This is a genomic window from Marinomonas sp. BSi20584 (genome assembly GCF_002792415.1).
GTDB lineage: Bacteria > Pseudomonadota > Gammaproteobacteria > Pseudomonadales > Marinomonadaceae > Marinomonas > Marinomonas polaris.
The window spans coordinates 27,515-39,757 of sequence record NZ_KZ454892.1 but is presented as its reverse complement, the minus strand read 5'-3'; the positions used below and the strand labels follow the sequence as shown (position 1 = coordinate 39,757).

11 protein-coding genes are annotated in these 12,243 nt (G+C 41.4%); 4 read left to right on the top strand and 7 right to left on the bottom strand.

All coding sequences use genetic code 11. From position 1 onward, the window contains the following. Positions 1–18: 18 nt before the first annotated feature. The gene (locus TY87_RS18790; RefSeq protein WP_100188229.1) at positions 19–1,245 is read right to left on the bottom strand and encodes an MFS transporter; all 1,227 of its coding nucleotides are present in this window, start codon (positions 1,243–1,245) and stop codon (positions 19–21) included. Between the two features lie 63 nt (positions 1,246–1,308). After that, positions 1,309–2,331 (bottom strand): carbon-nitrogen hydrolase family protein, encoded by a 1,023-nt coding sequence (locus TY87_RS18785; RefSeq protein ID WP_100188228.1) that lies wholly within the window; start codon positions 2,329–2,331, stop codon positions 1,309–1,311. Between the two features lie 528 nt (positions 2,332–2,859). On the opposite strand from TY87_RS18785, the gene TY87_RS18780 reads away from it, so the two are divergent. The 3 genes from TY87_RS18780 (at position 2,860) to TY87_RS18770 (ending at position 5,794) form a co-directional block, all read left to right on the top strand. Next, complete coding sequence (locus TY87_RS18780; protein WP_100188227.1) at positions 2,860–3,879, top strand: TRAP transporter substrate-binding protein; 1,020 nt, start codon at positions 2,860–2,862, stop codon at positions 3,877–3,879. A 122-nt stretch (positions 3,880–4,001) separates the two neighbouring features. Then, complete coding sequence (locus TY87_RS18775) at positions 4,002–4,511, top strand: TRAP transporter small permease (RefSeq protein ID WP_100188226.1); 510 nt, start codon at positions 4,002–4,004, stop codon at positions 4,509–4,511. After that, a complete protein-coding gene (locus TY87_RS18770; RefSeq protein WP_100188225.1) occupies positions 4,508–5,794 on the top strand; it encodes a TRAP transporter large permease in 1,287 nt (428 codons plus the stop codon). Before TY87_RS18775 ends, TY87_RS18770 begins: the two co-directional genes overlap by 4 nt. Before the next feature lie 289 nt (positions 5,795–6,083). On the opposite strand, the gene TY87_RS18765 is transcribed toward TY87_RS18770, so the two are convergent. The 4 genes from TY87_RS18765 to mdlC form a co-directional block, all read right to left on the bottom strand. After that, a complete protein-coding gene (locus tag TY87_RS18765) occupies positions 6,084–6,332 on the bottom strand; it encodes a hypothetical protein (RefSeq protein ID WP_100188224.1) in 249 nt (82 codons plus the stop codon). Positions 6,333–6,373: 41 nt separating this feature from the next. Further along, on the bottom strand, positions 6,374–7,276 hold the full coding sequence (locus tag TY87_RS18760; protein WP_100188223.1) for a helix-turn-helix domain-containing protein: 903 nt from the start codon (positions 7,274–7,276) through the stop codon (positions 6,374–6,376). A gap of 217 nt (positions 7,277–7,493) precedes the next feature. Beyond that, a complete protein-coding gene (locus tag TY87_RS18755; protein WP_100188222.1) occupies positions 7,494–8,468 on the bottom strand; it encodes a ketopantoate reductase family protein in 975 nt (324 codons plus the stop codon). A 140-nt stretch (positions 8,469–8,608) separates the two neighbouring features. After that, positions 8,609–10,195, bottom strand: coding sequence for a benzoylformate decarboxylase (gene mdlC / locus TY87_RS18750; protein WP_100188221.1), 1,587 nt, complete (start codon positions 10,193–10,195; stop codon positions 8,609–8,611). A 101-nt stretch (positions 10,196–10,296) separates the two neighbouring features. Between mdlC and TY87_RS18745 the strand changes: the two genes are divergently transcribed. Then, on the top strand, positions 10,297–11,190 hold the full coding sequence (locus TY87_RS18745) for a LysR family transcriptional regulator (RefSeq protein ID WP_100188220.1): 894 nt from the start codon (positions 10,297–10,299) through the stop codon (positions 11,188–11,190). 54 nt (positions 11,191–11,244) lie between these two features. On the opposite strand, the gene TY87_RS18740 is transcribed toward TY87_RS18745, so the two are convergent. Continuing rightward, on the bottom strand, positions 11,245–12,132 hold the full coding sequence (locus TY87_RS18740; protein WP_157789923.1) for an AraC family transcriptional regulator: 888 nt from the start codon (positions 12,130–12,132) through the stop codon (positions 11,245–11,247). Positions 12,133–12,243 lie beyond the last annotated feature (111 nt).

The window sequence follows — 12,243 nt, the reverse complement described above, 5'->3', positions numbered from 1 at the left end:
AAGTAACTCATTCCAATATTAAGCGTTTGCTACCTGGTTTATCGTACCGAACTTAGGAGAGGTTTCCTTAAGCATATACGAGCCAATAAACGCCAAGCCAGCCAGTCCAGCAGCAAAATAAAATGGCGCATTCAATCCATATATATCAGCCAATACCCCACTAATAGAAGGCCCCATAAAACCTCCAACCAGCTCAGTTACCCCCATCACAAAGCCAAGGGTTCCTACCACATATTTACGTGGAACACTTTCTGAAGGCACCGTGGCCATCACAATTGGAATAGCACCAAGGCCAAAGTAAAAAAGGAAGAGACTGATCATCATGTACGCTTGACTTCCAGCCATGAACAAAACACTCAACGGACAAAAAATCGCAATCAAAGTGAAAAGACGAAACACACGAGCACGACCGAACATATCAGATAACATTGGAACTAATAGACCAGAGATCACGGCAGATACACCCAAGATACTCATGACACTGCCCATTTGATAACCGCTGTAACCTTGGATTTTGGTCAAATACACGGGAATGAAAGTTAACTGAGAAAACATCCAAGCCACCATGAGGCAAGATAAACCAATACTCACCATCACGTTCTTATTGCGAACTAACATGCCCAAACCATAAGATTTCGCTTCTGAAGTAACCGATTTATCGACTTGAGTATGTGGTGCTAATTTGATGTATTTATAAATCAAAAACGCAACAATCAAACCTGGTACACCAGCAACGATAAAGGCATGTCGCCAACCATAATTTTCAGCCACATAAATAAGTATAATGGGCGCTAACACAGACCCTAATAGATTACTTGCTGCATTTTGCACAAAGCCCATGTTGAAGCCACGACGCTTTTCAGATGACTCTTCTATTAGTATTGACTGAGCAATTGGCAATACAGGACCTTCGGCAATCCCCATTAATACTCGAATAATCAGAAGCGCCATAAAACTTGCGGCTATAGACGAGAGCAATGTAAAAAGTGAAAACAAAATAACGGAAATCACTAATACTCCGACCCGATGGCCGTAACGCGTACAATAGTTACTTAGGAAGTAACCGGAAATTGCCCAAGACATGGCTAATGCAGAGGCCAACAGCCCTATCTGCGCATTCGTAATATCCAATTCTTGAGTAATAAACGGCATTAGAAAGTTGATCGAAAGGCGATCAACAAATACAAAGCCGAACGTTAGCCCCATAATGGCTAATATGGAATTTTCTCTGTTTAATAGTTTCATTTTTGTTCCTCATATACAGGCCCATTTAATAGGTCACTGTTTTTATTATTTTTTACATATGTCTTATTCGACTTTACTGTCCTCAGCAGCGCCCTCTTCCGCGTTCTTTTTAACGACTTCATTTGTCTCGGCTTTGTTAGGACTCGAAACAATTCGTTTACGACGATCATCAAACAAAACTTCATAGACATCTGGTCGAGAATAATGGCCTGCGCAATCTAAAAAGTGCTTACACACATCAACCGCATCCAGCTCAACATCAGCATACAAAATGCCTTCTTCATTCGGATCCAGCTTTTCACACAGAGGCTCACCACCCGGTCCAAAGATCACCGAATGCCCGCCACCAACTGAAATCAATTCATGTTTTTCTGGTTTGTCGCACAATTCATCGATCATGGCTTGCGATACCAGAGCTGACGGAGCAACAACGAAACATGCTCCCTCCACAGCATAAGAACGGGTAACCGTATTATTGATTTCCCACGTCATGCCGCTGGCAAACTCATAGGTTGTAAAGCTTGGCCAGGAAGCCACATGGATTTGTTCGTTCTGGGAAAACATAATGAACTTATTGAGCGGCAAAACGTGTTCCCAACAGTTCAGTGCTCCCATACGCCCTAATTCGGTGTCATGCACTAACATGTCACTGCCATCACCTTCACCAAATATGGTTCGCTCTACATGGGTGGGTTTTAATTTACGGCGTTTTGCAATGGTCTCGCCCTTGCTATCAATTAACCATTGGGCAATATATAAGGAGCCGTTTTCACGTTCGGAGAACCCCAATACAACGTTGATGTTATATTGACGAGCAGCATTACTGATTAGCTCAGCTCTAGGATCGTCATAGGATAGGGAGTATTTGTAGTAACGAGATACAAAGCCTGACGCTACAGCAGCGGCCGGTGTATCAAGCCAAATCCACCATGGATAGCCGGTTAACCATAGTTCTGGAAAAGCGACGAGTTTGGCCCCCGATTCAGCAGCTTCTTTGATAAATCGAATGGTTTTTTCAATACCAGCGTCTAGGTTTAAGAATTCTGGGGCAGCTTGCACTGCCGCCACTTTATATTGAGTTAGCATGATCAACCTCTCTTATTTCAATCAAGTTAGAGGTTAATCTTTTTTAATTTTAAAGCGTGGTAAAATCAGGAATAAAAGATTGGACTTTTTTACACTTTGAAACCTATTAGTGACAATCAATCCAGACTAATGGGCTACATAGATTTAATAAGCATCATCATAGCAATTTAATAACATTAATCTCTAGAACTACAATATTTTTTTAAAAACGCCCCCCCTTGATAGCCTAACTATGTCTGCATTATTTCTTTGATAAATAACTCATCCAACAAACTTATTAGTGTGTTTTGAGGTACGAGTATAAATAAAAATATGTCTACCTTAGATGTTCGCAAGCAACCTGAATGATTGGCTCAGACCTTCACTCAACCTAAAAATAAATACAATCTATTTTTATTAGAGATACTATTGATTTGTTTAATTTAAATGCAGGGAATATCGTTATCTAGAGCTGAATTTACTCATAAATTTCGATTTTAGAGCATTCAAATTAACTAATAAAAATAATAGTAAGTATGAGGCATAAGAATGAAAAACATAGTTAAACAATGTCTAATAGCCACATCTATTTCTCTCACATCTGCTTCTGTTTTAGCAGAAACAACCATTCGTTTTGCACACATATGGCCCGCAACCTCCGATGTTCAAACCAAACTGTTTGATGAATGGGCAAAAACGGTCATGGAAGAGTCCAATGGCGAGCTTAAAGTAGAGATGTATCCTTCTCAAACACTGGTGAAAGCAAATAAAGCATACGATGGCGCTGTAAATGGATTAGCAGATATCAGTGCTGTCGTTCAAGGTTATAGCGCTGGGCGATTCCCATTATCCGAAATCGTTCAATTACCTGGCATCTCCTCGTCAGCACTTCAAGGCGCGTGTATTTTTCAAACCCTTTACGATGAAGGGGACATTCGCCAAGAATACGATGATAGCCATATCCTTTTCTTATTTACCACTGGGCCAGCCTATCTTCACACGAGAGATAAAGATATTCAGAAACCAAGTGATTTTGAAGGCTTGAAAATTCGTCGCCCTAATGCAGTAGGTGGAGAGATGTTAGTTCAAATGGGGGCATCACCAGTGGGTATGTCCGCGCCAGACATTTACCCATCGCTTGAGAGAGGCGTCATTGACGGCTTAAGCTTCCCATTTGAAGCTATGAAAGTCTTTCGTGTGAATGAATTAGTTAATTACCATTTGCAGATTCCCTATGCCAGTGGACTTTTTGCAGTCACTATGAATAAGCGCGCCTACGCTCGTTTATCACCAGAAATGAAAAAAGTCATTGACCAAAATAGCGGCATGAAATGGTCCATGAAAGCCGCAAATATATTTCATCAGTTAGATAAAGAAGGTCTGCAAGAAGCAAAAGATCAAGGTGATGTAATTCATACCATTCAGAAACCATTTAAAGATCCAGAATGGAGACCTGTGCTGCAAAAAGGAACTGAATCTTATCTCAATCGTATTGAGGGACAAGGACACTCAACGGCACGTGATATTTATAAAAAAGCAATGGCGCTTACTAGTACATGTAAAGCATAGCTTTTTACCTTAGGTTCAAGTGAAAGATAAAGACCAGCAATATAGATCGAAGATTTATATTGCTGGTCAATTTACCTCTGTGTAGATCCATTTAATTTCCTAGCAGTCGTAGGAGGTATGTAATGAAATTAATTGTCCGAATAATAGAGCGAATCACTCACGTTATGCACACATTAGGCGGTGTATTCCTAATAGCAATGATGATGGTCACTCTGGCAGATGTCATCACTAGAGGAGTATTTACATTGACTGGTGGCACTGTAGATTTAACCTTCATTGGTGGTATTGAAATGGTTCAATACAGTTTGCTTTTTACAGTACTTTTCATTTTACCTCATTCAGTTAGCCGCTCTCAGGTCATTGTTGACTTGTTCACTGAGCGACTAGACCCAAGAACCAAACAAGCATTAGAAGGAATGTATCTCTTTTGTTTTGGTTTAATAGGCATGGGGATGAGTTATAGCTTTTACCATCACTTTGGAGAAGCCGCAGCGACTTACGAAACCACTTTGGATTTGATGATTCCATTAACCTACTTTTATGCCGTTGCTTGCTTCGCAACGATTATTCTAGCTATTTCCGCAGCTATGCACTCCTTTCAACTAATAATTTGCGGGAAAGCTAAGTCATGAGCACTTCAATAATTGGTCTTATTTGTATCGTCGTTATGTTGCTGCTAATAGTGCTACGTGCACCGATTGCATTAACCATGGCGTTAATTGGGTTCGTTGGCTTTGGGTGGATCGTCGCGTTTGATCCCGCTATTTCTATACTTGCAAGCGGCCCGTTCGAAACTTTGTCTAACTACAGTTTTAGCCCCATTCCGATGTTTATTTTAATGGGCGTATTTGCATCAAAAGCAGGTATGTCTCAAGAATTATTCCAAGGCGCAAGGAGCATGTTTGGTAGCTGGCGCGGAGGCATGGCCTTAGCTGCAGTCACCTCTTGCGGCATTTTTTCCGCCATATCAGGGTCTTCTTTGGCAACTGCGGCCAGTATGTCACGGGTAGCCTTGCCAGAAATGGAGAAAAACGGCTATGCCCCAACTTTAGCTACTGGCGTGCTTGCTGCGGGCGGCACTCTAGGGATAATGATTCCGCCTTCCATCGCCTTGTTGTTGTATGCGCTAATTACTGAACAATCTGTTGGTGATATGTTTATTGCGGGTGTTGTACCGGGTTTGCTTGGGTTAGTGATGTACGGATTAACGGTGGTAGTGCTGGTAACGGTATTTCCACACATTGCTCAGCCGGGTAAGACAACAACTCTAAAAGAGAAATTACTTGGTTTAAAAGGATTAGTGCCTTTTACCGGTGTCTTCTTACTTATTATTAGTGGTATTTATACAGGCTGGTTCACACCAACTGAGGCGTCTGCCGTAGGGGCTGGAGCAACCTTACTCATTGCTTTATCAAGAGGCATGACCGCACTTCAGTTTAAAGAAGCGGTAGGTGAAACATTGGTAATGTCAGCAATGATTTTCTTTATGGTCATCGGTGCTGAAATATTTGGTTATTTCTTGTCCGTCTCACGCATTTCTTTTTCCATAGTAGATTTCGTAGAAAGCTTACAGCTAAGTCCTTACATGGTGCTATTGTGCGTGCTTATCTTGTTTATGTTACTAGGGTGTGTCATGGACAGTATTGCAATGCTATTGTTGGTAGTGCCAGTAGTCTACCCTTTAATCAACTCTGCGGGGTTCGATCCGATATGGTTTGGTATTGTTGCTGTAATCACCGTAGAACTGGGATTGATTACGCCACCTGTTGGGATGAACGTATTTGTAATAAAATCAGTAGCGCCCCATATATCAATTGGCGATATGTATAAAGGGGTAATGCCGTTTGTTATTTCGGACTTATTGCGTCTCGCCCTGATAGTTGCCTTTCCTGTTTTGGCTACCGGATTATTGTAGCAATATGAATTCGGGGTACAGTGCGTTTTGTACCCCAAAATCGTAAATTCCAATCACTTACTTAAAAAATATAAGCTTAGATAAAGTTTTAGGCCCAAAAATCGAGTCAAAGACATTGCTAAGCATTAAAGTCGCTTACCATAGAGTATATTACTGGAGTGAATTGAGCTTTGGCTGATTAAAACCGCTAAATGCGTACGATTTTTACAGCCTATTTTCTTGCATTATATTATTAATGTGAGTACGAACCATTGTAGAGCTGATAGATGTGTCAAGAGCAATTTTTTTATCAGAAAATCCTAATAGCAGAAAACCTGACAAAGTAAGGTTTAAGTTGATTTGAAATATCAATATCTCTTTCTGTAAATGGCAATTTATCTTTAGACCTCCATATTCTATAGCCTCCTAGCATACCATTACCTAATAAAAAAAAGACATTAACTCCATGATGCATACCATTTGGTTTTAAAAACTCATTGTAAAGATCACTTCTTTCTAGAATCTTTCGCTCTAATACTTCATCAATAATATCTGGCATTTAGCATTTCTGGCTATAACCCAAACTATCAATCAGCGCTTTTAAACGGAGTTTTTAATAAATCTATATTCTTTTGGCGATAATCCTGTGTACGCCTTAAATTGTCTAGAAAAATAAGCGTTATCATAAAAACAATAGTCACTGGCAATAAAGCATATCGTTTTTTTCGACTTCTCAGGTGATACAAGATCCGCCATTATATGGTCCATGCGCATTTGAAAAATGAGCTTAAGTAGCGATAATCCTTTAGTACTCAGTATTTTATTTAAGTACCTTGATGAATAACCCATTTTTTTGGCTACAAATTCAGGAGAAAGGTATTCTTGTTTCAAATGACTTTCCACAAGTACAATCATTTCCTTCAGGAGATAAGAAACATGATCACTACTTTGTACAATATCACTGTCATCGTTCGCACTTAACACTCCAGATATGAGACTTAAAAAACTGCTTTCAACATAATTTGATAGTGAATTATCTGGGGGAGAAACAAGCTCTAAATATGGATTAATCAGAGCAAAAAAGGCAGGATCAATATAAGGTTTTAATTGAGAATCTTTCTTGGATAAAAAAATACTCTCGGAAACAGATAACTTGCTCTGCGGAATATACAGAGTTTTTAAATCCACTCTGTCGGATGTTTCTATTGAGTAAAATTCACTGGCTCGACAAAAAAACGCCGATCCCTCATGAAAATCAAATTGGTCGTACTCGCGTTCTAAATAACATTCTCCCGATTTTACTGAGGTAACGACAATACCTTCTTGCGCAGAATTCATAGGTCGCCTCACCACGCGGTGACGTGGTGCATTGATCTCACAAATCGTCAACTGGCCTAAGCGTTTCTCAGCAAATCCGCCTTCAAAATAGTGGTCATTTTCAGCAATACACTCAAGGTTCAAAATTGAGCTGGATACGCGCTTCTCAAACTCGCTTAACTTCATAGAATGCCTCCTAAAACACTTTTAAAATAAGCAAATCTTGCGCCAAGAGCTCCCTGCATAAAAAATCATAAAACATTGAAAAGACCTACGAATTATTGAATATTTTTATTCATAATCATCGTATGCAATATATCGTACTACTCAGTCTGACAAGCACAAAACCACCTTATTAAATTTCCAATAAGGTGGTAAAAAATCGATATCAGCCACTGATTTACTAAGATTTTTTGTTCTTAGCTACTTGCTCAGAGAGTCGAACCAATTGCGCCAAAGTTTGATTTACTGGGGCTTGCAAGCCGGCTAAACTAGCGGCTTCAACTATGGCACCATTAATTGCGTCAACTTCTGTCGCCCGCGCAGCTTCAATATCTTGCAACATGGAAGGCTTATGGTTGGGGTGCTCACGCATGGCCATTTCTACATTATTCCAAATATAGCTCTCATCCAAAATCACCCCATTAGCTTGCCCCACTAGCACAGTTTCATGAACAACCTGCTTGGCAAGCTCCTTGAACGCGGGCGATGGCGTTAGTCCTCCAGGCGACGAACCAGTAATGGAGCAAATAGCATTAAGTGCAGCATTAAAAGCAACTTTGGACCAAATCACCGTCATAATTTCTGGGTCAACGCTGGTCGTAAGTTCTGCTTGATTAAACATTGCAGACAAATTTGCTAACCACTCAGGATTTTTTAAGGTCGAGTCCATAATGTGTGAACTAGACGGTCCGTGCGATGCTACATGACCAGGCCCTTTCAAATCTGCAGGCACCAAGGTTGTCCCCACCACAATTCGATCAGGGTTCACAAATTGACCTATACGTTCAGCATTACCTAAACCATTTTGCAACGATAAAACTACCGTTTCATTCGTCAATATGTGACGAATAGATTCCATCGCCCCCTCTGTGTGCATAGTCTTGGTGAACAAAATTACCAAATCAGCAGGCTGAATAACGTCTTTTGCTAACGCCGCATTCGCAGGCATTTCAAATGCACCATCATCGGTTTCTAAAACCATACCGCGTTGATTAATGGTCGCAATTTGCTCAGGATTTACATCCACAAATGACACTGTATGACCTGCTTTTATGAGCATGCCACCAAAATAGCACCCCATGGCACCGGCTCCAACAACGACAATATGTGGTTGTGCACCGAGCGCGCCATGGTTACTGACTGACTGAGACAACATTCTGTATTACTCCTAAATCAATTTCATCGCCATTAAAAAGCAACCAAACCGGACAAGGCGTTCACCCCTAACCTTGTACCAAATATTTTTCGAACTCTGCTGACAAACTAACATTTTCGTCGGCAGCCCAAGAACACTTTTTACGGCTCAATCGTAGTCGTAGGCACTTCAATCAACATTGGTTTATTAGACTTCAATGCAACTTGCAAGGCGGTCCTGAACTCTTCACGGGTATGGGTTTCAATTGCATCCACTCCGTAACCTTTGGCAATCGCACAAAAATCTAAGCCAGGTACATCCAGACCAGGAGACGTTTCCGCATCCAATAAACGAGAGAACCAACGCAATGCGCCATAAGTACCATTCTTTAAAATGATAAATACGACAGGAACATTATATTGTGCAGCGGTCCACAAAGCGGTAATACCATAGTTGGCGGAACCGTCGCCAATGACGCCTATCACTTGACGGTCACTAGCTAATTGCGCTCCAACGGCCGCAGGCAAGCCAAAACCTAAGCCACCCGATGCAGGAAAAAAATAGCTTCCAGGGTGACGCATTTCGACCCGCTGCCAAAAAGCCGTAACGGTCGATGTGGACTCTTTGACATAAATAGCATCTTTTGGCGCTAACTCATTCAGGTCATCAAACACTTCCTCTGGCGCCAACGCTCCTTCAGTGGTGACAGGATACGGAGCAGGTACAGGAAGACCTTGCGGCATTGGACGTGATGTTTGCTTAGTGTGCTCCAAAATCCCCTTTAACATAGCCGTGATATCTGCAACATACGCATTACCCATTGGTGCTCGTGCTGCTTCTTGCAAATCACAAGTGATATGCACTAATTCAGCGCCTTCTGGTAAATATCGACCTGGCGCGTGTTGATGGTAACGAAATACTGGCGCGCCAATCACAATAATCAAATCGTGCCCTGCCAGTTTTTCGGAGATACCAGCAATCGCTGCCGGTAACGCCCCTCTAAAACTAGGGTGGCGAGTTGGAAACGGGCAACGAGGAGCAGAAGGGGCAACCCAAACTGGCGCGGCAATTCTTTCAGCCAATTCAACGGCAAGCTCATTCGCTAAGTAGGCATCCACATCTGGACCTAATACAAGAACAGGGTTATTCGCTTGATTAATACGTTGGGTTAACAAAGATAACTGCTCCGAAGAAGGTGAACCCGCCGTGGTGACATCGCGCTCGGCTAACAACATAGCGTCATCTTCAATTTCTTGATCCCAATCGTCATGAGGGATGGAGACGTACACAGGCCCTTTTGCTGGCTGGTTTGCCATATGGATGGCTTGACTAATGGCTCTTGGCACGTCACCAGACCAAGATGGTTCATAACTCCATTTAACTAAAGGTTTGGGCAGTTGAGCCGCATCCACATTAGACAACATAGCTTCAACTCCAATGAGGGAGCGAGCTTGCTGGCCCGCAGTAATAACCAGCGGAGAATGGGAGTACCAAGCGTTTGTTAGTGCCCCCATGGCGTTGCCAGAGCCTGATGCCGCATGCAGATTTACCAAAGAAGGTTGGCGGCTCACTAAAGAGTAACCATCTGCAATTCCAACAACCACCCCTTCATGGAGCGCAAGTATGTATTCAAAGTCTTCAGGAAAGTTTTTTAGAAAAGGCAGTTCGTTTGAACCTGGATTACCGAAGACTTTAAACATGCCATTTTTGCGCAACAAAGCATAAGTTGTTGAGTGTACTGTGCTCATAACCCTTCTCTCTAATCAAATTCACGATTGAATAACCTTATCTCTCCTGCTTTAATTGAACAAATCGATATTTTTTCTAACAAAAATAGATAGTATTTATTATGTCAAATATAGACCTTAATCTTATTCGTACTTTTGTGATCTTGTATGAAACTCGGAGTGTTACTAAGACAGCTGATCTATTGTTTGTCACACAACCTTCCGTTAGCTATGCCCTGTCACGATTGCGTGATCTATTCAAAGACAAGCTCTTCATTCGCAATAAAAATGGCATGGAACCTACGGCTATTTCTCAACAGCTTTATGAAGAATTCAGCCACTCTTTGAGCATGATAGAAAACACGGTGGCGAATGTGCAGACATTTGATCCAGCGGTATCTCACAAACGCTTTAGAGTAGCCATGACGGATCTAGGTGAAATGGCACTATTGCCAGCAATCGTCGCTCGTCTACAAATAGAGGCACCTAATATTGAAATGAAAGTCATTCCACTGGAAATAGACAAAGTCGATGAGTGGATGTCATCAGGAAAAATTGACGCGGTTATTTGCAGTCGCCCCATAGAAGGACAACATATACAACGTCATGTCATGATCGAAGAACACTATGTCTGCGTACGGCACAAACAATTTGCCTCAGATAAGCCATTAACCATGGAAGCCTTTATTGCACACAAACACGCCCTTGTTACAAATAATTTAGGTCACGGTGCGACAGAGGATGTATTGGCTCAAATGGGCGTTAAACGTAAGATTAGTCTAGAAGTATCTCACTTTTTGATTCTGCCTTCTGTATTAGCAAAAGCCGATTTATTGGCGATACTCCCCTATCGCATCGCCCTCTTTTTTGCTCAGAATAATCAATTGACCCTTTACGATTTACCCTTCGACGTCCCCGCATTTAGTGTTGCCCTCCATTGGCAATCGCGCCACAACGAATCAGCTTCCCATCGTTGGTTTCGTGAACTCATCATCAGCGCGCTCTCAACCCACTAAGATAGACGTCATCACTCTTTTTTTAGCGCATTACAATTAATGCGCGTATTACCCTTATGGCCAATCTGAAAAATCAGGCGTATTTTCATCACGGTCTTTCAAGCCCTTTTCGGTGTGGATACGCTTAAATTGACTAGGTGACATGCCGGTTTCTTTTTTAAAAAAATGACTAAATTGGCTGCCATCGCAGTAGCCCAGATCATTTGCTATCACTTGGATTGATCCTGCTGATTTTTTTAATCTGGTTGTTGCTTCAATGAGCACTCTGTTATTAATCAGCTGTAAAGGTGTTTTTTTCAGATTACGCTGGCAAATAGCATGCAATCTGTCATAGGTCATATTCAGCTCCTGACAATAATAAGAAACCGCTCTTCTATTACGATACTCAACCTCTACAAGTTGGCGAAACTGCTGCAGCACTAGCTCATCCGGAGAGTGTGTTAATCGTATAGACTCGATGTCACTAAGACGATAAATACAGATAAGTAATATACGTATGATGGAGCATATAACTGTGCGAGAACGCTTATTGTTTATAGAAATCTCGGCTCTTAAGAGCCCGAGAAGCGGTAAAAACTCTTCATCTATACCGTTTTTTGTACTAGATGTAATAGTGAATTGTCGCATTAAGGTTTCTAACTTAGCACTATCTAAGTCAGTTCCAGTCACTAACGAAATCAGTTCATTTCGATAACCTAACAACCAAACTTGGCTTCCTGCTGGAACCAATACCTTAGCCTGCTTCTTGTGAGGTATACAGAAAACAGATGACTCGGTGACCTGATGCATTTCTTCCATCAATACGGTCACATCACCACGTTGAACAATGCCAATTAAATTGAAATCAGAAAAGTTGTCCTTCCCTGTACTGAATACTCTAGATTGCAAACCTGGTTGGATAGACTCAAACCTAACCATGGAGCCTATGATATTTGTTAACATCCACTTCCCTCCAGAAACGCCAAATAAACCAGAATTTAACAAGAATAAGCCATTAATTGATATTTTTACACAGAGTATAGCTGCTATTCTTCTTAATGCACTCATCGACCG

Coding starts and splice junctions, on each gene's coding strand:
- TY87_RS18790 (WP_100188229.1), bottom strand. CDS start 1,245: ATGAAACTATTAAACAGAGAAAATTCCATATTAGCCATTATGGGGCTA.
- TY87_RS18785 (WP_100188228.1), bottom strand. CDS start 2,331: ATGCTAACTCAATATAAAGTGGCGGCAGTGCAAGCTGCCCCAGAATTC.
- TY87_RS18780 (WP_100188227.1), top strand. CDS start 2,860: ATGAAAAACATAGTTAAACAATGTCTAATAGCCACATCTATTTCTCTC.
- TY87_RS18775 (WP_100188226.1), top strand. CDS start 4,002: ATGAAATTAATTGTCCGAATAATAGAGCGAATCACTCACGTTATGCAC.
- TY87_RS18770 (WP_100188225.1), top strand. CDS start 4,508: ATGAGCACTTCAATAATTGGTCTTATTTGTATCGTCGTTATGTTGCTG.
- TY87_RS18765 (WP_100188224.1), bottom strand. CDS start 6,332: ATGCCAGATATTATTGATGAAGTATTAGAGCGAAAGATTCTAGAAAGA.
- TY87_RS18760 (WP_100188223.1), bottom strand. CDS start 7,276: ATGAAGTTAAGCGAGTTTGAGAAGCGCGTATCCAGCTCAATTTTGAAC.
- TY87_RS18755 (WP_100188222.1), bottom strand. CDS start 8,468: ATGTTGTCTCAGTCAGTCAGTAACCATGGCGCGCTCGGTGCACAACCA.
- mdlC (WP_100188221.1), bottom strand. CDS start 10,195: ATGAGCACAGTACACTCAACAACTTATGCTTTGTTGCGCAAAAATGGC.
- TY87_RS18745 (WP_100188220.1), top strand. CDS start 10,297: ATGTCAAATATAGACCTTAATCTTATTCGTACTTTTGTGATCTTGTAT.
- TY87_RS18740 (WP_157789923.1), bottom strand. CDS start 12,132: ATGTTAACAAATATCATAGGCTCCATGGTTAGGTTTGAGTCTATCCAA.